Source organism: Paenibacillus sp. FJAT-27812 (assembly GCF_001273905.1).
Lineage (GTDB): Bacteria > Bacillota > Bacilli > Paenibacillales > Paenibacillaceae > Pristimantibacillus.
In genome coordinates this window covers 3,305,868-3,326,974 of sequence record NZ_LIGH01000001.1, presented here as the reverse complement: position 1 = coordinate 3,326,974, position 21,107 = coordinate 3,305,868, and the positions used below count along the sequence as shown (strand labels likewise).

The 21,107-nt window shown below is 49.0% G+C and carries 17 protein-coding genes; 2 read left to right on the top strand and 15 right to left on the bottom strand.

Annotation, left to right across the window (positions count from 1 at the left end; all coding sequences use genetic code 11):
• Positions 1 to 73: 73 nt before the first annotated feature.
• From glpK to ADU23_RS13945, 4 genes are all read right to left on the bottom strand, one after another.
• A complete protein-coding gene (glpK, locus tag ADU23_RS13960) occupies positions 74 to 1,576 on the bottom strand; it encodes a glycerol kinase GlpK (RefSeq protein ID WP_053374297.1) in 1,503 nt (500 codons plus the stop codon).
• Positions 1,577 to 1,607: 31 nt separating this feature from the next.
• Complete coding sequence (locus ADU23_RS13955) at positions 1,608 to 2,318, bottom strand: MIP/aquaporin family protein (protein WP_053374296.1); 711 nt, start codon at positions 2,316 to 2,318, stop codon at positions 1,608 to 1,610.
• A 297-nt stretch (positions 2,319 to 2,615) separates the two neighbouring features.
• The gene (locus tag ADU23_RS13950; RefSeq protein WP_157265778.1) at positions 2,616 to 4,400 is read right to left on the bottom strand and encodes an ABC transporter ATP-binding protein; all 1,785 of its coding nucleotides are present in this window, start codon (positions 4,398 to 4,400) and stop codon (positions 2,616 to 2,618) included.
• The gene (locus ADU23_RS13945; protein WP_053374295.1) at positions 4,393 to 5,199 is read right to left on the bottom strand and encodes a MerR family transcriptional regulator; all 807 of its coding nucleotides are present in this window, start codon (positions 5,197 to 5,199) and stop codon (positions 4,393 to 4,395) included. Before ADU23_RS13945 ends, ADU23_RS13950 begins: the two co-directional genes overlap by 8 nt.
• A 298-nt stretch (positions 5,200 to 5,497) precedes the next feature.
• Here ADU23_RS13945 and ADU23_RS13940 point away from each other — a divergent pair, with 298 nt between their 5' ends.
• The gene (locus ADU23_RS13940; protein ID WP_231637375.1) at positions 5,498 to 5,797 is read left to right on the top strand and encodes a hypothetical protein; all 300 of its coding nucleotides are present in this window, start codon (positions 5,498 to 5,500) and stop codon (positions 5,795 to 5,797) included.
• 104 nt (positions 5,798 to 5,901) lie between these two features.
• On the opposite strand, the gene ADU23_RS13935 is transcribed toward ADU23_RS13940, so the two are convergent.
• Both ADU23_RS13935 and ADU23_RS13930 read right to left on the bottom strand, forming a co-directional pair.
• The gene (locus tag ADU23_RS13935) at positions 5,902 to 8,094 is read right to left on the bottom strand and encodes an alpha-galactosidase (protein ID WP_053374294.1); all 2,193 of its coding nucleotides are present in this window, start codon (positions 8,092 to 8,094) and stop codon (positions 5,902 to 5,904) included.
• Positions 8,095 to 8,636: 542 nt separating this feature from the next.
• Positions 8,637 to 9,680, bottom strand: coding sequence for a LacI family DNA-binding transcriptional regulator (locus ADU23_RS13930; protein ID WP_053374293.1), 1,044 nt, complete (start codon positions 9,678 to 9,680; stop codon positions 8,637 to 8,639).
• A 155-nt stretch (positions 9,681 to 9,835) separates the two neighbouring features.
• Here ADU23_RS13930 and ADU23_RS13925 point away from each other — a divergent pair, with 155 nt between their 5' ends.
• Positions 9,836 to 10,486 (top strand): hypothetical protein, encoded by a 651-nt coding sequence (locus ADU23_RS13925; protein WP_053374292.1) that lies wholly within the window; start codon positions 9,836 to 9,838, stop codon positions 10,484 to 10,486.
• Positions 10,487 to 10,528: 42 nt separating this feature from the next.
• Here ADU23_RS13925 and ADU23_RS13920 read toward each other — a convergent pair whose 3' ends face one another.
• From ADU23_RS13920 to ADU23_RS13880, 9 genes are all read right to left on the bottom strand, one after another.
• A complete protein-coding gene (locus ADU23_RS13920; RefSeq protein WP_053374291.1) occupies positions 10,529 to 11,404 on the bottom strand; it encodes a hypothetical protein in 876 nt (291 codons plus the stop codon).
• On the bottom strand, positions 11,401 to 12,354 hold the full coding sequence (locus tag ADU23_RS13915) for an ABC transporter ATP-binding protein (RefSeq protein WP_053374290.1): 954 nt from the start codon (positions 12,352 to 12,354) through the stop codon (positions 11,401 to 11,403). Before ADU23_RS13915 ends, ADU23_RS13920 begins: the two co-directional genes overlap by 4 nt.
• Positions 12,351 to 13,526: a hypothetical protein gene (locus ADU23_RS13910; protein ID WP_053374289.1), complete on the bottom strand. Its 1,176-nt coding sequence runs from the start codon at positions 13,524 to 13,526 to the stop codon at positions 12,351 to 12,353. Before ADU23_RS13910 ends, ADU23_RS13915 begins: the two co-directional genes overlap by 4 nt.
• 21 nt (positions 13,527 to 13,547) lie before the next feature.
• Positions 13,548 to 14,075, bottom strand: a complete 528-nt coding sequence (locus ADU23_RS13905) for a sigma-70 family RNA polymerase sigma factor (protein ID WP_053374288.1) — start codon at positions 14,073 to 14,075, stop codon at positions 13,548 to 13,550.
• Positions 14,076 to 14,221: 146 nt separating this feature from the next.
• Entirely contained in the window at positions 14,222 to 16,720 is a 2,499-nt protein-coding gene (locus tag ADU23_RS13900) for an EAL domain-containing protein (protein WP_053374287.1), read from the bottom strand.
• A 300-nt stretch (positions 16,721 to 17,020) separates the two neighbouring features.
• The gene (locus tag ADU23_RS13895) at positions 17,021 to 17,551 is read right to left on the bottom strand and encodes a hypothetical protein (protein ID WP_053374286.1); all 531 of its coding nucleotides are present in this window, start codon (positions 17,549 to 17,551) and stop codon (positions 17,021 to 17,023) included.
• A gap of 137 nt (positions 17,552 to 17,688) precedes the next feature.
• The gene (locus ADU23_RS13890) at positions 17,689 to 18,783 is read right to left on the bottom strand and encodes a CobW family GTP-binding protein (protein ID WP_053374285.1); all 1,095 of its coding nucleotides are present in this window, start codon (positions 18,781 to 18,783) and stop codon (positions 17,689 to 17,691) included.
• A gap of 409 nt (positions 18,784 to 19,192) precedes the next feature.
• Positions 19,193 to 20,074 carry a carbohydrate ABC transporter permease gene (locus ADU23_RS13885; RefSeq protein ID WP_082311092.1) on the bottom strand — a complete coding sequence of 294 codons (882 nt, stop codon included), beginning with the start codon at positions 20,072 to 20,074 and terminating at the stop codon, positions 19,193 to 19,195.
• A gap of 17 nt (positions 20,075 to 20,091) precedes the next feature.
• Complete coding sequence (locus tag ADU23_RS13880) at positions 20,092 to 20,964, bottom strand: carbohydrate ABC transporter permease (protein WP_053374284.1); 873 nt, start codon at positions 20,962 to 20,964, stop codon at positions 20,092 to 20,094.
• Positions 20,965 to 21,107 lie beyond the last annotated feature (143 nt).

The following is a 21,107-nucleotide window of genomic DNA, read 5'->3' as shown; positions in this document are numbered from 1 at the left end:
ATTATAGACTAATTCTATAAAATTTGTCATTTTATTTTGTTAGGCTAACGCCGCGACCTATCCTTAGGAGCTTCTATTCCTCCTCTTTCTCCCACTCCATCGTCCGTTTCACTGCCTTCTTCCAGCCTTTATACAGCCTGCTGCGAACCGCTTCCTCCATTGACGGCTCGAAGGTTGCCATGCCGCTTGCCCGCTCTGCGATTTCTGATTTGTCCCAGAAGCCTACCGCTATCCCCGCCATATAAGCTGCTCCTAGCGCAGTAGACTCCGTAACCTCCGGTCTTTGCACTGGCACGCCCAGTATATCTGCCTGGAACTGCATCAATAAACGATTAGCCGTAGCTCCGCCATCCACGCGCAAGGACTGCAGCTTAAGGCCGGAATCGCTCTCCATCGCGCCAAGCACATCTTTGGTCTGGTAAGCCATGGAGTCGAGCGTAGCCCGAACGATATGCTCTTTTTTCGTCCCGCGCGTTAAGCCGAACATCGCTCCCCTTGCATACATATCCCAATAGGGTGCTCCGAGCCCCGCAAACGCCGGCACCACATATACGCCATCGGTGTCCGCCACTTTTCCTGCGTAATACTCGGAATCCGATGCGGAATCAAACAGCTTCAGCCCGTCGCGAAGCCACTGGATCGCTGCTCCCGCGATAAAAATGCTTCCCTCCAGCGCATATTCCACTTTACCGTCCATCCCCCAAGCGATCGTTGTCAGCAAGCCCGATTGGGAAGCTACCGCTTTTGTGCCAGTGTTCATTAACATAAAGCAGCCTGTGCCGTATGTGTTTTTGGCCATCCCGGACTCAAAGCAGGTCTGGCCAAATAGCGCCGCTTGCTGATCCCCCGCAACGCCGGCAATCGGAATTTCCGCTCCTCCAAACGTCTGCGGGTCCGTGACGCCATATAGGCCAACGGAAGGTTTGACTTCAGGCAGCATGGATGGCGGAATGTTCAGCTCCGCAAGCAGCTTTTCATCCCAGCTCAAATTCATAATATTATAAAGCATCGTGCGGGATGCATTCGTGTAATCCGTCGCGTGGACCTGCCCTCTTGTCAATTTCCAGATCAGCCAAGTATCCACCGTTCCGAATAACAGCTCGCCTCTCTCCGCTTTCTCCCTCGCACCATCGACATGGTCTAAAATCCATTTCACCTTCGTTCCAGAGAAATAAGCGTCCACGACGAGCCCGGTATTTTCCCGAATATATGCCTCAAACCCTTTTTCCTTCAAGCCATCGCAAATGCCAGCCGTTCTTCGGTCCTGCCACACGATTGCGTTATAGACGGGTTTGCCTGTGTTTTTGTCCCATACGATCGTCGTTTCCCTTTGGTTCGTAATCCCGATCGAGACGATTTCCTGCGGACTGACACCTGCGGTTTCAAGCACTTCGCGGGCTACGCCGCTTTGCGTTCCCCAAATCTCCATCGCATCATGCTCAACCCAGCCTGCTCTTGGGTAAATTTGCGTAAATTCTTTTTGGGCCGTCCCTACGTTGTTGCCTTCACGGTCGAACAAAATCGCCCGAGAGCTGGTCGTTCCTTGATCGAGTGCAAGCACGTATTTTTTTTCCATCCTAAAAACCTCCTATTTTTATCATTGCTTATTAACCAACAAATACGGATGTATAGAAGATTGCAGCAAGCACGCCTCCCACAACGGGGCCAACGACCGGGACAAATGCGTAACGCCAATCGGAGGAGCCTTTGCCGGCAATCGGCAGAACAAAATGCGCAATTCTTGGGCCCAGGTCGCGTGCCGGGTTTATCGCATAGCCCGTTGTTCCTCCCAATGAAAGGCCGATAACGACGACCAAAAATCCGACAATAAGCGGTGCAAGGCCATCCGTGATACGATTAGCCCCGATTGCCATGATCGCCATCACAAGGACGAATGTACCGATGATTTCGCTGACCAGATTGGCTCCAAAATTCCGAATAGCCGGGCCCGTCGCAAATACCGCCAGCTTGAGCTCGCTGCTTTGCGTCTCTTTCCAGTGGGGCAGGTAATGAAGCCATACCAAGACTGAACCCAAAAATGCCCCTATCAACTGCGCAAAAATATAACCCGGCACTAGACTCCATTCGAATTTCCCTGCCACCGCAAGCGCAATCGTTAAAGCTGGATTTAAATGCGCTCCGCTAAAGCCTCCTACAGAATATGCCGCTACGGCAACGGCTAGTCCCCAAGCTAATGTAATGACGATCCAGCCTGAATTTTCCGCTTTCGATTTCCTTAATAACACGCCAGCTACTACACCGTTGCCTAATAAAATCAATAACGCCGTTCCAACGGTTTCCGCCATAAAAGATGACATCGTGTTGACCCCCATATTGTAAGTAATAAGTAGAAGAACATACTCTTTTGGCTAGACATACATGAAATAAATCTCAAATAACGGCTACATCACCCCCGAAAAAAAATAAACAGCCATCATTAGCCGCTGCGAATGCTCCTAAATAGGACACTCGCAATTGCATAATAATGGCTGTTCTCCGTTTCTCACAGCTAACGCTATTCACTTGTTTCGTATTATACCTAGCAGATCTATTTTTGTAAACCCTTTCATTGACTTATAATTCCATCTGCCCAAAATCCTAACGAACATGCTGCCCTATTGCTCGACATTAAACTGCTGCTGAACAAGCTTGGCATACAAAGCGTGGCCTGCAAGCAGCTCGGCGTGGGAGCCTTGGCCGGAAATTTCGCCTTTCTCCAGCACGATAATTTGGTCCGCACCACGAATGGTCGAAAGGCGATGAGCGATAACAAGCGTCGTTCTCGCCTTCATTAAGCCTTGAAGAGCCTCCTGCACCTGCTGCTCGGAATCGCTGTCTAGATGGGCAGTAGCTTCGTCCAGCAGCAAAATATCCGGGTTTCGCAAAATAGCCCGCGCTATTGCAAGCCGCTGACGCTGGCCGCCAGACAGCATAACGCCTCTTTCACCAACCTCTGACTCATAGCCGTCTGGCAGCGAATGTATAAAAGACGTCAAATTCGCCTGCCGCACCGCCTCGTTCATACGATCATCTTCTACATGCCCCAGTCCATAGGTGAGATTATGCCGAATCGTACCCTGCATCATCGGACTATCCTGCGATACGTAGGCGATCCGTTTGCGCCAATCCTCGAGCCGCATGGCGGCAATCGGTTGCCCGCCGTACGTGATCTCTCCCTCAGTCGGCATGTAAAATCGCTCAAGCAGCGAGAATAGTGTCGTCTTGCCGGTACCGCTCGGACCTACAAACGCCGTTACTTGTCCTTGCTCTACTTGGAAGGAGAGCGAATGCAGCAGCGGCCGGTCGTCCGAATAGCCGAAGCTTACCCGATCAAAGCCGATAAAGGAGGCAGCTGTTTGAGCCTTCGCATGCGGCTTGGCTGCCTCTGGCATTTCCTCGCCAGATTGTTCCTCCCTCTCGTTCAGCAGCTCCAAAATTCTTTCAGACGCTCCCATCGCTTTTTGGAATTGCGTAAAGAAGGACGCCATTTGCGTAAACGGCATTACGATTTGGAACATGTATAAAATAATGGCGACCAACTCACCGCCCGTTAAGGTGCCTTGCGCTACGCGAACCCCGCCATATCCGATTAAGATGACAAGAATGAGCAGCATGACGGTCATCATAAGCGGAGTGACGACGGACAAAATTTTGGCTTCCTGCAGGCCGAATGTAAACAATCGCGAGATGCGAAAAGCTCCTTGACGCTGCTCCACAGGCTCCGCCAGCGAAGCCTTCACTAAGCGGATATCGGACAGCACCCGGCCCAGATCGCCTTGGAACAACGCCGTCTCATCCTGCATCGATTTGGACACCTTAAACATTTTGGTGCCGAGCGGCCATAAAATAAGCAGCGCGGCCGGAACGGCAATAAGCATAAGCAGCGTCAGCTTCCAATCTATCAGCAACAGTAAAGTCACGCCGCCTATTATCGAAATAATGCCGCCTAGAAACGAGATGACATGGCCGATTATAAAATCTTTGATCACATTCGTATCGTTAGTCACCCGGCTCATCGTTTCGCCTGAATTGTTGCGGTCGAAGAACGGTACGGGCAGCTTTAACACCCGCTCCCACAACTCGCGCCGCAAGCCGGCAATCACATGCTGGCCTACGTAAGACATCGTGTAAACGGAGAAGCCTGACAAAATCGTCTGTGCCAGAAAAACCGCTCCAAGCATGACAAACGTAGCGGTCTGGACCGCGGATTGCGACAGCTCATCGACYAGATTCTTAGTCAGCAATGGAATAAGGAGCGACAGCAGCGTCTCGCCGAGCCCTAACGCGATCGCGGCCGTTATCAAAATAGAAGCCGGTTTATGCTTCGCAATCAGCTTGAAAAATTGCGGCAGGCTGACGGCTGCTTGCATTTTCTGCGCATCGGCATGATTATCACTCATTCGTTTTGCCCTCCTTGATCTTTTTTGCAGCCTCCAGATGGTCGAATGCTTTGGTCAAAAAGGCTTCTTCCTCCTTCGTGAACGCGTTAGGAAACAATATCGGGTCCATCGGCTGCGCAGCATCATCGAGCACCTCGATTTGGGCAAGCTCCGCTTCGTTTAGCCCTTCAAATACAGGGCTTAGAAGCTCCTCCAAGAGGGAAACCAGCCTTCTCCCGCATGCAAGCACTTCTTCGTCAAGCGGTTGTTTCCCTTGCTTATAGTACTGCTTAAGCTCCATGACGATAGCTGTTAATCTGCGCTCCATTTCCAGCCGTTGCTCAGGCGCCATGCCTTCCATGAATAAGGCATCAACGAAGGAGGAAGGCATTTTTTGCGACAGCCACTGCTTCTGATGCTCCTCATACTGAATATAATGAATAAACACGAGCAGCAAATCGCTATCGATTTTGCCTGCTCCCTCACTGATCCTTTGCATGCGTCCAATCGTCTCCAGCACACGCTCCAAATGCTGCTGCTTTTTTTGAAGCATCTCGTATTGCGAGGCAAGCGATTGCTGCATATCCTCCTCCGGCCTTGCCAAATAAGCAGCGATGTCCTCCAGCGAGAAGTCCAAATATTTTAGCGTCAATATTTTTTGCAGCTGAATTAAGTCCTTATCGGTATAAAAACGATGCCCGTACTCATTCCGGCTCGATGGCTTCAGCAGCCCCTTGCGATCGTAGTATCGGAGCGTCCTCTCCGTTACTGCGGTAAGCTTCGCGAATGCGCCAATTGCGTAAAGAGTATGATTTTCCACAACTTTATCCCTCCTATGGAATTGAGTATAACCCTTGACGCTACGTCAAGGGCAATGGTTTTTTATCAACTGTATAATCACTATTAATACTGTAAAATTTATGTTTACTAGAATAATAGACTATAGCTAGATTCGACATTATCCGTTTTTATTTTCTTATATAATTTAAGACAATCTGGTCAATAATTTAAAAAACATCTTATTTTACAAAAATTAGGGTTGTAAACATTAGGAATTTATATATAATAAATTTGTGAACAAATTGTTACAGAAACAACAGATCAAAGGAGAGAGATGAATGGATCAGTACCAACCGCCTCAAATTAATACAGGTGTGCCTAGCTACGACTATAACCCGCAGCAGCCTGTTTCACCCGTCATTACAGTAAAAGAATGGATGCTTACTACGCTTATTATGATCATTCCGGTCGTAAACGTCATCATGATGTTCGTATGGGCGTTCGGGGAAGGCAATCCTACCAAAAAGAACTATTTTAAAGCGTCCTTGATTTGGGCTGCTATCGTTCTTGTCATTTATGCCATCATTGCCATTATATTTATCGCTGCGGCAGCTTCAACGGCTACATCGATGAATTAGCCGATACAAAAGTTACATACGTAACAAAAAGGGGCATCCCGGAAGTTGAATTCACTTCCGGGATGCCCTCTTTAACGATTATCAGCGGCAGATAAGCTCCAGCTTTACTCTACTGCGCGGAAACGATACACCTTGCTCGAGAAGTCGCCATTAAATTGCGGTGTAGCTAGGCCAGCATAAAGCAGCTGATCGCCGCCGTAAACGGTTTCTTCGCCAATTAGCTTGTAATCGCGATTCGGATCCAGACCTTTTAGGCAGAAGCGGTTAAGCATCGGATTCGGCTCTTGCAGGACAGATACGAACACAACAAACGCTTCGCTTTGATCCTTGGATACGAACATCCAAGCGGTTTCATTGCCTTCGAACGGACTAAGCAGACGGTAAAAATCGCCGAATTGCACGAGATGGCGCACGTCTTTGTACAATGCTACCTGCTCCTTAACCTCGCTTTTTTCCTCTTCCGTGAACTGAGTCAAATCAAGCTCATAGCCGAAGTTGCCTGACAACGCGACATTTCCTCTCGTCGCAAGCGAAGTGATGCGGCCAACCTGATGATTTGGCACTGCGGACACATGAGCGCCCATCGAGCTTACCGGGTATACGATGCTCGTGCCGTACTGAATTTTCAAACGGGATACCGCATCCGAGTTGTCGCTTGTCCAGGTTTGCGGCATGTAATGCAGCATACCCGCGTCGAAGCGGCCGCCGCCGCCTGAGCAGCTCTCGAACAGTACATCAGGGAACGATGACGTGATTTCCTCAAGCACCGCATAAAGGCCAAGCATATACCGGTGAGCGGTCTCGCGTTGACGCTCTGCAGGCAGAAGAGCCGAGCCGATCTCGGTCATATTGCGGTTCATATCCCATTTCACGTACGTAATCGGCGCGCTTGAAAGAATATCCGAAATTGACTTCACGATATACTCCTGCACATCCTTGCGCGACAAATCAAGAATAAGCTGTTGTCTCGCTTGCGTGCGTCTGCGCCCTTCAATATGCAAGCACCAGTCCGGATGCGCTTTGTACAGCTCGCTCTCCGGCGAGATCATCTCCGGCTCGAACCATAAGCCGAACTGCATATCGAGACGCTTCACGCGGCTGACCAAATCTTCTAAGCCGTTTGGCAGCTTATTACGGTCTACGAACCAATCGCCAAGCGAAGTGGTATCGTTGTCGCGTTTTCCGAACCAGCCGTCATCCAGCACGAACAGCTCGATGCCAAGCTCTTGGCCCGCGCGGGCGATATCTTCGATTTTATCCGCGTTAAAGTTGAAGTACGTCGCTTCCCAGTTATTAACGAGAATCGGACGCGTTTGGTCACGGAACGTACCGCGAATCAGGCGTGCGCGGTAGAAGTCATGGAAGCTGCGCGACATGCCGCCAAGCCCGTGCTCGGAATGAACCATTACCGCCTCAGGCGTCTGGAATTGCTCGCCCGGCTCCAGCTGCCAGTTGAAGTCAAACGGGTTAATGCCGATGAATAGACGCGCGGAATGGAATTGATCCACCTCTACGCCGGCTGTGAAGTTACCGCTATATACAAGGTTCACCCCGTATACGTCGCCATGATCCTCTGTTGAGCCTTCTGAAAGCAGCGCGACAAAAGGATTTTGCATATGGCTGCTTGAGCCGCGGCGGCTCTCGATGGACTGCAAGCCAGGCACGAGTGCGCGCCTATGAATATGACGCTCGCGGATCCATGCGCCTGAGAGCTGAAGCATTTCAAATTTGTCGTGCACAAAATCGAGGCTCATACTGAACGCGCGCTGCAGCTGCAGTGTGCTCGCTCCGTTGTTGACGATTCTAGCCGAACGGGCAATCGCATCAAAATCTTCAAATACCGTATAAGACAAAATAACCGACAAGCCCGTTAGGTCATCCTTGAGCGTAATTTCCAGCGTTTGCGCTTCGGATTCGTTTTCTACATACGTAGCCGGCAGTCCGGCAAGCGCTGGTTTGCCCGCGATGATTTGATACGATTCATAACGCAAATCCGTTACGGTTGTGCCGTTAGGCAGCTTCACTTGAAATGCAGGCATCCGGAAGTCGGAGTTGCCATATGCGGGATACTCATGCGGAAGCGTGTCGAGCGATAATTCCAACTGGTCAAGCTCCGTGCTTGGCGTGAAGGATGCGCGGCTTGCCAGTTCAAATAAACGGTCCATCTGTACGCCGCGTACCTTTTTGCCCCAGTATACATGTGCAGGATAACCTGTTTTCGTGATATGGATGACATAACTCGTATCCTTCGATTGCAAGTGAAATAACGAACGCTGCTGATCATATTGAATAGTCAAAATAATTACCTCCTAAAAGTGTGTGGGTAAGATGATTTGTGAGCATTGATGAGAGTTGCTGAGATGATGCGTTTTGTAAGCCTTTGCGATAAAACTAATGAAGAAAATTGGCTTTTGTAAGCCTTTTCGGTAATGGAATTGATCTTCCCTCTACAAACAAACCTGATCAAAACTAGTCTCCATGCTCGCGCATTTGCTCTACATCAAATTAACAGGAAAAACTCCTGCTATTTTTGAGGCAAAAGGCTGTTTTTTCGGTTTAGAGGGAATTACTCCCGTTAATCTGCTGCATTTCAACAAATTGGCGTGTTTTTGCTCAGATTAACGTGAGGTTTTCCTGCTAATTGCTTGTTTAACACCCGAATCAGGATAATTAGATGGAGCTTTTCCCGTTAACTTCGCTTGACCACCAAGGTCCGTTACTCTTCAAACAAATTACTCATATGCCTGCTCAGCATAACGAGTGGTTCTTCTGCTGCTTTCGCCTAATTGACTCCTTAATCGAGAAGAACAGCTGGCGCTTTACACCTGCGCCGTTCCCCTTACTCCGAAGCCTTCAACGAGCTCCCGCAGCTTTCCCGAACGATGAGCGTCGTGTTGATCGTCAGGTGAATCGCCGCTTCCCGCCCTTCGATTCGCTCAAGCAGCAGCTGCACCGCCGCTTTGCCCATATGCTCCGTATGCGCGCGAACGGTTGTTAGCGGCGGATTCAGATAAGCGGAAATTTCGATATCGTCAAAGCCGACGATCGCCATATCCTCAGGCACTTTAATTCCGTGCTCATGGAGCGCCCGAAGCGCGCCGACTGCCATGGGATCACTTCCGATAAAGCAAGCGGTAGGCAGCGAGCTTTGCTCAAGCAGACGGTTCATCGCTTCATAGCCGCTATTGGAGGACCAATATGCCTTCAAGACATAGCTCTCGTCATAAATCCCCTGCTCGCGCAGCGCCTTCTCAAAAAACACGCGCCGCGGCTCGTCGTTTTCCGTTGCTTCATAATGGCTGCTCAATCGGTGCACGCATTCATTGCCGCCAATGTAGCCTATTTTTTCATGCCCTAGTTCTCTAAGATGTGTAATAACCGCTCTAGTTGCTTGTTCAAAATGAAGTTTAACCGTATCGTATTCGTTCAGCTCGTTCGAATGGTTGACAAAAACAACTCGATTGCCGTTATTGTACAATTGACGCACGTCATCTTCTTCGATCGATCCGACGACGATCAAACCATCCAGCTCGTGCACGGGCTGCATTTCTACGCGGCTGTTGCCTCGCAGCACTTTAATGATGCTGATGCCAAGCTCCTCGCAGCGCGTTTCGATTCCTTTGCGAATCGAAGTAAAATACGGGTCCTCATGTTCATCCTCTAGCGTGGACCACATAAGAAGGCCGATTTGCTGACGAGAGAGCTGCTCCTCTTTTTTCATTCTCCGCAGCCTGGAAGGCTTATATTGCAGCTGCTCGGCAATACTAAAAATACGTGTTCGCGTTTCCTCGCTAACTGCCAAGGTCACATCGTTGTTCAAAACCCGCGATACGGTAGCAGCCGAAACGCCCGCCTTCTGCGCAATATCTTTTATCGTTGCCATTCCACACTCCGTGTTTAGTTAATAAATTTACTAAATAACATTTACAGTTTAGCAGACATCAATAGATACGACAAGTACCTATGCAACTTTTGCAAGCCAAACACGTCAGACTTTATGAAGACGCTAAAAACGAATCAACAAGGGGAGGAATCACTATGTATAAGTGGATAGCTGTTTTCGCGCTTGTGCTGCTTCTATCTGCCTGCAGTACGAACGCAAACCAAAATACCGGTCAAAATCAAAGCACCGATACCGCTAAGCCGACACCCACCAGCAACGACAAAGTTAAAGATGATGGACATGTACAAGCCAAAACGCCAAAAGATGCGGCGAACGCCGTTATCTTGGCATTGAAAGATGCTGACATGGCTAAGCTCTCCTCTTATGTTCATCCTGATAAAGGACTATTATTCTCGCCCTATGCACATATTGATACTGCTACAGCCAAAGTATTCCCAGCTGCAAAATTGCCCGCTTTAACGGATGCAACTCTCTACCAATGGGGCGCCTACGACGGCTCTGGCGAGCCGATAAAGCTTACCTTTAAGCAGTATTATGACAAGTTTGTTTATGATAAAAATTTTGCTGAGCCGGAAGCCGTTGGCGTTGATCAAATCAAGGGAACCGGTAACACGGTCGTCAATATTAAGGAAGTATTTCCGAATAGCTATATCATGGATTATTATTTCAGCGGCTTCGATCCCCAATATGAGGGCATGGACTGGGAAAGCCTTACACTTGTGCTTGAGGAGTTAAACGGAGCTTGGTATGTAAGTGCCATCGTCCACTCCCAGTGGACGATCTAAATCGATCATGCTGCCTCCCGTTTATTCTGGGGGCAGCATGATTTAAAAGTCTTTTCGTTTCATAACGAATAAGCCTAAAGCAAGCAGGGCAGCCGCATAGATGACAACATAGATTAAAAAGGAATTTGATGGCGCTCCGCTAATCGAAAAAGTGCTGAGATCCCGGTTAATGTTAATGAGGCCGCTGAGCTCCGAAATCGAGAACAGCTCGCTTAACATCCGCTGCTGCAGAGCATCGGCAGGCATCACCATCTTAATCAAGCCCGAAATCGTCTCAATCGTCTGTACCCCCTTTAACTCAACGTTCCCAGCGCCCATAAGACGACTGATGGTGCTTCCCAGCCACCCCATTCCAAACAGCATCGTCATACTGATCCCATTGCCTAAAGGACTTAGATAGCAAGAGCCAACCATCGTCATCGTAACTAGTAGCGGCACAACTGAAGCAAATAATGCAAACGATTTTAACAGTACGGTTAGTTCGAATATCACGCCTGTCTCGAACCAGCAAATCGAAATGATGGAGACAAATAATAGCAATGCGTATATGGCACCATAAGTAACAAAACCAAGCCATCTTCCCATAAACCATCTCGAGCGCTTAATAGGCCTTGCCAGCACCGATTGCAGCACCCCTTGCTCCGCTTCACCGGTCACAGCGGCAACAGAGCTGAATATAGCCAGAAAAGATACTGCAAACGCCCCAAAGAAAAATCCGAGCGTCAGCACCATTGCCCCGCTCAAAAACTTGCCAAACAAATCAAGCGATGGATCTATGGACATCCCTTGCCTCTCACCTGCAATAGCATCTGCGACAAACCAAAAAGCGACCCAAAACAGCACCGTCATAATGATCGTCATCAGCGTCACGCGTTTGCGAATAAGCTCCTTCCACGTTAAGCCCCATACAGCGATCATCTGCGTTCCCCCCTATGCTCAAGGCCATTCACAGCTTGCAAAAACCATTCATCAAGTCGCGACTTCGTTTTTCCAACTTCATAAAGGGTGAGCCCTAGCTCGATAAGAATATAATTCACTAATCCAATCTGCTCGTCATCCTCAAGCGTAAGCTCAAGCCAAACGGAGCCATCCTCAGCCGCTTGCTCGGAAACAACGACATCCGCACCGAGCATTTGGCGGATTCGTTCAGGCGCAAGCGGCGTATATCCGCTGACGCGCAAACGAAAATTCGATTGTGCACGAAGCACCTCCGTCACTTTGCCTTCTGCCAGTACTCGTCCATTATTAAGCAGGGCGACCGTATCGCATAAATGCTCCACATCCTCAAGCAAATGCGAATTTAGAAATATCGTTTTCCCTTGGCTCTTAAGCCTGGCAAGCAGCTCCCGCACCTCATGTCTGCCTACCGGATCAAGCGCGGAGGCCGGCTCGTCAAGAAAGACGATGTCGGGATTGCCAAGCAGAGCACATGCAAGCCCAAGCCGCTGCTGCATCCCCTTGGAATAACCCTTGAGCTTATCTCGCCCTCGGCTGCCGATGCCCACTTCATCCAAGAGCTGATAGATGCGCCGCTTTGCTGCCGTACGGTCGAGTTCACATAACTTCGCATGAAAAGCAAGCACCTCTTCACCGGTTAACCAGTCCGGATAACGAAACAACTCAGGCAAATAGCCCAATCTTCGCCTTGCTTCGATAGTGCCTGAAGCATGGCCGAATAGTTGAGCTTTACCTGAGGTAGGCTTGATTAAACCGGTGAGCATTTTGACGATCGTGCTTTTGCCTGCTCCATTAGGACCGAGGAAGCCAAAGGCTTCCCCTTGTCTAATGGTTAACGTAACATCCCGGCAGCCGCGCCCGTCACCATAATCCTTGCATAAGCTGACCGTCTCAATTGCATGTAATGTCATGAGTGAACCAGCTCCGCGATAGCGGATTCTACTTTTTGGGCATCGCCGTAGTTCTCGAAGCCCGCTGTTACGATATAACCCTTCTCTAGCCACGTCGCAGTAGAGTAACTGCCGTCACGATGCTCCACGTAAACATCGATGCCTTTAAGCGAAATTTTCTTCGGTTCGCCACTAGTAAAGAGCGGCATCGGGATTTTGCCATCCTCCAAGCTGGAAGCTTGCATGAGCGAGTTACGCAAATGGTCTGGCAGCGCCGGGAATCGAGTAACAGCCTCGAAAGCGTCTTGAACGTCAACGGAAGGATCAACTTTAATCGTCGGAGCCTCCAAATAGTTTATCCAAGCGCGCTGCTGGGAGGAAGATTCGTCTTTTGGCGAATAGGAGATTTGTGTCCCCCTGCCTGTGTTAAATATAATTTCCTTGCCGTCTACCGATGAAGGCAGCAGCTTATCTGCGCCTAGCTTACGCATCGCGGCGTTGATTTCATCCACCTTCAAGCTGAATTTAAACGTCTGCGAGGAGGTCGACGAAATATCGACAAGCTGCTCGTCAGCAACTTTTACGGCAGGAATCGCGAAGCCTAGCTGCTTGGCAGCCTTATCAGGAGCTAGCTTCTCCCAATTCGAATGCGACGTCTGTTCAAAATCGCCGAAGCGGTTAGACATTTCAAGCGTCTCGCCTTCGTTTAGGAAGCTGTTCATAAGCGATGCCAAATCATTTTCCTGCACGACCATCACCTTATCCATGCGGAAAGTATTGAGCCATGCCGCTAGCGCTTCATTCGTTGCGGGAGTAGCGATTACAACCGTGATGATGGCTGCGGCGCAAGCGGCGATCGTCTTGCCTGCATTTCTTTTGAACCAACGGCGGGCTGCTCCGTTCTTGCCTTGCTTATTCGCACCCTCGCTTGCGCGATTGCGAGTTCTTCCCACCGGAACGGCATTCATCTGTTCCTGCGCCTGGATCAAACCGCTCGCTTGTACCGGTACATGCACAGCTCCTGTTGCTGCCGGCGTCCCTTGCTCTTTAAGATCAGCATTTTGTTGATCCTGCTTCTCCCATTTCTCCCAAAGCGGGGATTGCTCTGAAGCGAGCAGCTGCTTCTCAAGACGCGCCCATGCGTCTGCCGTTTGCTCTTGCTCTTTTTTATTATTTCCGTCGTTGATTGTCATTTCGAACTCCTCCTAAAAGGTTTACTCACTAGACATCGCGCCTTCTGCTTTGAGCGCATGCCGCTTCAGCCGCTCGCCGGCTCTGCGAAGCATCATGCCGACCTGCGGCTGGCGTATTTGAAGCTGTTCGGCTATTTCCGCGTAGCTATAACCTTCATATCGCAGCAGCAGCATTTGCTTATCACGCTCGGGCAGCGTATCCAGCCACTCCCTGACCTGCTCCTGCTCGCCTTTGTCGATAACCTGCTCCTCATTGGACGGAGCCGCTTGCGGCTGCGCCATCATGCTTTGCTCCTGCTTCTGCGTTAGTGCGCGCTCTCGTGATTTCTTATCCATATAGTCATAGGCAAGCCTCGTCAGTACCCGATGAAGCCAGCCTCCGATTGCTTCGGGCTGATCCGGTGGAGTCCGGTAGAGCCTTAGAAATGTTTCCTGAGCGAGATCCTCAGCGGCTGCTTCATCACGAATAAGCGCAATCAGCTTGCGTCTTACCGACGGATAATGCTCATTAAATTGTTGACGAAACAAATCCGGCGCCGAATGTTCCATTCCGTTGTCCTCCTTACGTTTTTTGCTCAAGCTATAAGGAAGACGTAGTCTCCCTTCATTTTGTAACAGCTTCTGCAAAAAAATTTATTTTACGATCCGATATGAAAAAAACCGCCTCCTCGTGCAAACGGGAGACGGATTGTCTATTAAGCTTCTTCTTTATTATGCTCCATATAAAGCTGTACGAATCTAGGCGCTGGAACAGGCGGGCTAAAAATATAACCTTGAACCGCATCGCAATTATGATCGGATATAATATTCAGCTCCTCTTGCGTCTCCACGCCCTCGGTCACAACCCTCAAATTCAAATTATGCGCGATGACGATAACCGATTTGAATATCATTTGCTTCTTAAAGTCGCTTACGATGCCGTTGATAAACGATTTGTCGAGCTTCAGCGTATGAAGCGGAATGTTCTGCAAATAGCTTAACGACGAGTAGCCGGTGCCAAAATCATCAAGCGACAGCTTAACGCCAAGCTGCTGCAGCTCATGCAATATTTTGATCGTGTGCGCAGGGTTGTCCATGAAGATCGACTCGGTAATTTCGAGCTCGATCTGCTCGGGATGGATGCCCGCTTCAGAAATGATGCGTTCAATCGTATGGACGATTTGCTTCTGCTGGAATTGAATCATCGACATATTCACGCTCACCGACAACGAAGGCAAGCCCATCCGCTCCCATTCGCTAATTTGCTGGCAGGCGGTGTAAAGCACCCATTCGCCGAGCGGAATAATAAAACCTGTCTTCTCCGCAATAGGGATAAAATCAAGTGGCGAAACCATGCCAAGCTCTGGATGCCTCCAGCGTATTAACGCTTCTGCCCCATAGATGGCTCCAGTAGCTACGTCAATTTTAGGCTGATAGTACAACATGAATTCACCATGCTCTAAAGCCCTGTACATGCTGTTCTCCAAAATAAGCTCCTTCTTGGGCACATCATTCATGGAAGAAGCATAGATTTTGCTCGTGTTGCGTTCCTTCTTGGCGACATACATCGCAATGTCCGCTTCCTTCACGAGCTGATCCGCCGTGCCAGGCGTGAACTCGTAATGGATGCTTATTCCGATGCTAGCCGTGATGTAGAACATTCGATCCTTGAGCCTGATCGGCTTCGCTATGACCGACAATATTTCTTCCGCAATATGCATCACTTGATGCAGTTGATTCACGCTCTCCAAAAGCGAAATGTACTCGTCGCCCCCGAACCAAAATACGCGTCCTTCGCTGCCAACTGCATGCACGATGCGTTCTGCTACCTGCTTAAGCAAGTGGTCGCCCATTGCATGATCGAGCGTATCGTTTATCATTTTGAACCGGTCAAGGTCAATAAATAATAAAGCAACTGCCCCCTGCGTCCAGCCGTTCTCCGCAGATTTCCCCTCCATATAACGTCGATAAGCGTTGCGATTAGGCAAGCCCGTCATTAAATCATGCGTAGATTGGTACTCGATCAGCCGCGCCGCATCCTTCCTCTGCGCCAGCATATTATTGAAGTGATTCGCCATAAATTCAAATTCATCATTCGTTTTGATGCTGAGCTGATGCTCTTCTTCACCCATGGCGATCGCATAGGTTGCTTGAACGACCTTGTTAATGTTAACCAAGATGATCTTCCGAACAAGCAATACCATCACGAACGTCATAAGCAGCAGGGCAAAAGCTGTTATGAAAACCGATTCCCGAAGGCTTTTATAATAGTCCGACAGCATATTTTTCTTGGGAATAACCGTTTCAATATGCCAGAGTACATTGTTGATTTGAATCGGGTAAAACATCCGAAGCACCGTTCCGTCGTAACCGGTTTCGGGCGTATAGCCAAGCCGCAGCGTCGTTCCTTTCATAGCCTCAAGCTCATCGATCCCCGACCATAGCCGATAGGGAGCGTTCACAAGCCGTGGATTGCTGCCGTTAGCCAAATATCTATTTTCGGTCGTAACGATACTCGCATAACCGCCTAGCGGCCGGAATGCTTCAATTTTCTTTTGAACCGACTCTAATGAAATATCCGCTCCCACTATCCCCAAAAAGTCGCCTTGCTCATTCAAAATAGGCAGCACTAGCGATATCATCAGGACGGGCTCTCCATCTATGTCATAAGAATACGGCTCTATTAAGGAAAAGGACTTTGTTATCTTCGGAATTTGATAGAAGCTCCCGCTTACCTTATCCTCATAATGCTCGATTGCAATAACTTTAATGGAGCCGTCCCCGTCCTTGCGTACGGCGTAAGGTATAAATCGGCCAGTTGCATCATCATAGCTGTTTTTGCTGCGGTTAAGCTCATCCTGCCCATCATACGCATTTGGCTCCCATAACGTATAGACGCCAAGCACTTCAGCTTGCCTCTCTAGCACCTGCTGGAGCAAATCGACGATGTATTCGCGATTTTGCAATCCGCTTTGTTTCCTTTGAAGCATTGTTGCTTCAAGCGTGCTTAGCATTGCCATCGTCTGGTCCATTGTTTTGGAGAAAGGATTTATGTATGCCATTGATTCCGTTTGGGCGAGCAGCTCGCTCTCGCGAAGATTCGAGTGATATAGTTTATTGAGGTGGGCGGGTACCAAAATACCAAATGAAAGAATAACGAGCAGGCCAAGAGACAGTATTAATTTTTGCGCAATGCTTAGCCTAATCTTTCTCATCTCATCTATCAGCCCCTTGTTGTCGGAGAAAGCGAAATAATCGACGCAATATGTCAAATTATGATTTGGTTCTAGTATACTTGACATTTTGCACCAAACACAATGATAAAGATAGGATAAAAACACTATATATTTCGACAAAAAACTACTTTTGACACCTACTCTTATTAACCGCAAGAGTCGGTTGGCTCTATTTTTAAATCGGCGCTCTAGCAAGTTATTCCAGCTGCCTGTTTTCCCTTTCCCGCATATAAAAAAACGCCACCCAGTCAATGACTGAGCGGCGCTTCGTTAGGCTTGTTAAACTTGGTTTTTCTTTTCCTTCTGTTTATCCTCGTTATCTTCAATCGCGCGGTCATGATCCTCTAAACGATGAGGACGTTTGCCTTTTCCGCCATGAAGCTGGTATAGCTCTTCGCGCAGTTGATCCGACGTTTTGCCTTCGGTTTTAATGCCATGCTCCTCGGCTATTTTGCGCAAATGCTCCAGACGCTTCGCTTGATGCTCCGCTTTGAACGCTTCCCACTTATCTTTATTGGCAAGCTTTGCCGCTTCAACTTCCTTCTTCAGCTGCTCCGCGTTTTTGCCTTCGGTTTGAATGCCAAAGTAGGTCGCCATTTCCTTCAGTTTCTCTAGCCGGTACGCTTCAAAATCCTTGCGCGTCATTTTTCCCTTGTGATGCTTATGCTCGCTGTCCATTTCGGACTCTTTAGGGTGCTGAACGACTATTGAAGCATTCGGCAAAGCCGTTATCGATTTTGCCGCCCACACGGGAGCGACCGAAAACAGCACGGCAAGCGCCGCGGCGGGGATAAACCATTTTCTAATCATTTGCTGCCACACCTTTCCATTGCTATCGTGATGCAGAGGCTGCTTTTCATGCCTCATCTGGATTATTTTGCCCAAGCATTCACGTGAATAGACATGATAATGGCAATTTCGACAGCATCTGATTGCGATTAACTTTATTAATCAGCCGTATGCTCCGCTTGCTCCAGAACCTCCAGCTCCCGGAGCAGCCATGCTTTGGAGAAATGCTCTCCAATAAATACAGCCACGTCCTTTACTTCGCCCTGCGGATCAATTCGGATGAAGTCGGATTCCTTATACGCGTATTGAAAAAGAAACCGGCTTGGCGCATCCGTAAATGTCACGATTCCCTTCGCGCGGTAAATGTTAGCCGGCATTCGCTGAAGCAATGACTCAAATGCCTCGCTGCTTACCGGACTGCGCCAATAATGGGTGACTACCATGACATGGTCATGTGAATGATGATGGGCTGTTTGGCTATGGTTGTGTTCATCATCATGGTGATGGTCGTGATGATGGTCATGATGGGTGCAGCCTGTGACTGAACATGAGTCTGCTTCATGGTTATTTGGCTGGGCGTTATGCCCCGTTCCCACGGCTGGTTGCTGGTGCAAGTGCGAATGTGTATCTGCTTGCGCATCCTCCAGCCAGCTCCAATCGTCAATCGCGCAGCGAACGGTCGCTATCATTTGAGCGTGGGCGTTTAGCTCGCGCAGCTGCTGCTGTGCTTCCACCAGCTGATCCGGCTCAAGCTTATCCGCCTTATTCAATAGCAAAATCGTTGCGCAGCGGATTTGCTCCTGCATCAGCTTGAACGTGCGGCCTTTGCCATCGCGGCTGCGCGCCAGCAGCTCAGGCCCATCGACTACCGTAATAACGCTGCTCAGATCGATCGCCTTGTACATTGCCGCCTCCGTTACGCCATCCAACGTCTCCATCGGATTGGCGGCACCCGTTGATTCAATAAAAATGACATCAGGTTTATGCTCGTTGATCAGCACGCTGATCTCCATACCCAAATCGCCGCGCATCGTGCAGCAAATACAGCCGCTTAGCATCTCCGCCATGGGCACCTCGTCGCCGACCAGCTGACCATCTAAATTAATATCCCCCAGCTCATTCATAATGACGGCGGGTTTCAAGCCTTGCGCCGTGTAGTAGTCAAGCAATCTTCTTAGCAGCGTCGTCTTGCCGCTCCCTAAAAATCCGGACAGCAGATGTACCGGTATATTTTGTTCCTTATTTGTCGTCATTGCGATATCTCCCGTATGCCATATTTTAAACCAAGCATGAATGGTCTTATTATATCGTAATTGTTACGCTCTTTCATCTATTCGCGATAAAAGCTCCTGATCCTTATAAAAAAAGACTGGCGGCCAACTTAAGCCTTTCTATTGTATTAACTACATTGTAGCCCGCTGCTCGGATCAATTCGAGCTATTATCATTGATTAAACTACAGCGTAGCTTCTATTTAATATAGAAGACGGGTGCATTATTTCGTTTAAGTTGTGGTGCGTGAGCGGATGTTGGCGCGGACATGCTACTGCTGCGGAAAACCAAATTCCCGCTACCGCAAACCCACCTCACCTGAATCACAGTCCTGAAATACACAAAAAGCGGTACCGCCCCCGCCAGGGTACGATACCGTCCTTTTGCATGATTAACCTTTTACAGCTCCCGCTGTCATCCCTTTCATGACTTGCTCCTGAAATATAAGGTAGACAATGATCGTCGGAACAACGGCAAGCGCCATGGCTGCCATCGTCAGCTTGTAATCTGTCGAGTAGCCAGTCGCGAAAATGGATAGGCTGAGCGGCAGCGTCTTTAAGCCTGGATCGCTGATGAATACGAGCGCGAAGGAGAAATCATTCCAATATCTCAAGAAGGCGAGGATACCGACCGTTGACAGCGCCGGCAGGGACAACGGAAGCATCATGCGGAGAAAGATCCCCCAGTAGCCTGACCCGTCGATCATCGCAGCTTCTTCAATTTCTTTCGGAAAATTGTTCATATAAGCTACACAGACGAAGATCGCAATCGGCAATTCAAACGCTGTGTAAGGCAGGATCAAAGCCGCGTAGGTGTTCAAAATATCAATTTTGTTCATCAAAATGAACAGCGGAACCAATGTACTATGGATAGGAATGAGCATGCCGAGCATAAAGATCCCCATCACGAGCAGCTTGCCTTTGAATTGAAAGCGAGAGATGACATAAGCGCATAACGCGCCCATTACAAGCGTAATAACAAGCGCTGTTACCGTAACGATGACCGAGTTCATGAACGCTGTGCCCATGTCGGCTACTTTCCAAGCGCGTGCGTAATTGCTCCAATTCCAAACATCCGGCAAGCCGAATGGGCGGGAATAAAACTCTTCATTTGTTTTAAAAGCGCTAATAAACAACCAAATGAGCGGATAGAGCGTAACAAGCGCGTATATCGTCAAACCTATCGCTAACAAGCTTCCTCTCATTTTGCGCAAACCTGTTCCTAATCCTCCGGAGGAGGCTGATTGAACGGCGCTAATCGATGGCGTAGTCATAAGCAAGATCCCCTCCGTTATTTTTTGGATTTCATAAGGTACTGGCTTCCTGCAACGAGAACCAAGCTGATGATAATAATCATCGTGGATACCGCGCTACCGTAACCAAAACGATAGATCGAGAACGTATTGTTGTACATGTACGAGGCAAGCAGCTCAGTCGAATTCGCTGGTCCCCCGCCGGTCATGACATAAATCAGATCAAACGCTTTAAGACTGCCGGATATGCAAAGCACTACCGCAACCTTAATCGTGTCCCAAATCATAGGCAGCTTGATCGAAAAAAGCTTGCGTGAGCCGCGCGCGCCGTCGATTTGGGCAGCGTCGTCGATTTCGCTCGGTATATTTTGCAAAGCGGCAATAAACATAATGAGATAAGGTCCTACGTTAAGCCAAATAATCGGAACCATGATGGCATACATCGAAATTGACGGATCAGACAGCCACTGCTGCTTCCAACTGCCGAGTCCAAGGCTGTCGAGCAAAAAGTTCAGCACGCCGATTTGCGGATGGTAAATATAACCCCAGATGATGCCGACTACGACGGATGAGAGCACCATCGGCATAAAAATAGATGCGCGGATAAACTTCTGGAACCAGCCGTTCTTGAGCAAAACTAAAGATAACAAAAGCGCAATCGGGACTTGGCCGAACACGGAGGCGGCAACGATAAGCAAGTTGTTTTTGAACGAATGCCAGAACAGCCGGTCCTGCAAAACCTCCTTATAGTTATCCAATCCGATAAACCGCATCGCACCAATGCCCTTCCAATCGAAAAAGCCATAATAGGCCGACCAAAGGATCGGTACGATCACGAAAAAGATAAACAGCGCAAGCGCCGGAAGAAGTCCGATAGCGATAAAGCCTCTGGTGCGTAAAGATGATGACATATTCGTCTCCTCCTCCAAGGTTTGCGAAGCAAACCTACTTCGTAAGCAATAGCCAAGGTTTGCATCTTTGCAGCAAACCCGCTTCGTAGAACAAGCGAAGGGACAGGTTATTTCCATGCAGCCCAGCTCCAAGCCGTCTGCTC

Bases quoted from the DNA above. Each gene is read 5' to 3' on its own strand.
- glpK (WP_053374297.1), bottom strand. From the start codon at position 1,576: ATGGAAAAAAAATACGTGCTTGCACTCGATCAAGGAACGACCAGCTCT.
- ADU23_RS13955 (WP_053374296.1), bottom strand. From the start codon at position 2,318: ATGTCATCTTTTATGGCGGAAACCGTTGGAACGGCGTTATTGATTTTA.
- ADU23_RS13940 (WP_231637375.1), top strand. From the start codon at position 5,498: ATGGATCAGTACCAACCGCCTCAAATTAATACAGGTGTGCCTAGCTAC.
- ADU23_RS13930 (WP_053374293.1), bottom strand. From the start codon at position 9,680: ATGGCAACGATAAAAGATATTGCGCAGAAGGCGGGCGTTTCGGCTGCT.
- ADU23_RS13925 (WP_053374292.1), top strand. From the start codon at position 9,836: ATGTATAAGTGGATAGCTGTTTTCGCGCTTGTGCTGCTTCTATCTGCC.
- ADU23_RS13920 (WP_053374291.1), bottom strand. From the start codon at position 11,404: ATGATCGCTGTATGGGGCTTAACGTGGAAGGAGCTTATTCGCAAACGC.
- ADU23_RS13915 (WP_053374290.1), bottom strand. From the start codon at position 12,354: ATGACATTACATGCAATTGAGACGGTCAGCTTATGCAAGGATTATGGT.
- ADU23_RS13910 (WP_053374289.1), bottom strand. From the start codon at position 13,526: ATGACAATCAACGACGGAAATAATAAAAAAGAGCAAGAGCAAACGGCA.
- ADU23_RS13905 (WP_053374288.1), bottom strand. From the start codon at position 14,075: ATGGAACATTCGGCGCCGGATTTGTTTCGTCAACAATTTAATGAGCAT.
- ADU23_RS13900 (WP_053374287.1), bottom strand. From the start codon at position 16,720: ATGAGAAAGATTAGGCTAAGCATTGCGCAAAAATTAATACTGTCTCTT.
- ADU23_RS13895 (WP_053374286.1), bottom strand. From the start codon at position 17,551: ATGATTAGAAAATGGTTTATCCCCGCCGCGGCGCTTGCCGTGCTGTTT.
- ADU23_RS13890 (WP_053374285.1), bottom strand. From the start codon at position 18,783: ATGACGACAAATAAGGAACAAAATATACCGGTACATCTGCTGTCCGGA.
- ADU23_RS13885 (WP_082311092.1), bottom strand. From the start codon at position 20,074: ATGACTACGCCATCGATTAGCGCCGTTCAATCAGCCTCCTCCGGAGGA.
- ADU23_RS13880 (WP_053374284.1), bottom strand. From the start codon at position 20,964: ATGTCATCATCTTTACGCACCAGAGGCTTTATCGCTATCGGACTTCTT.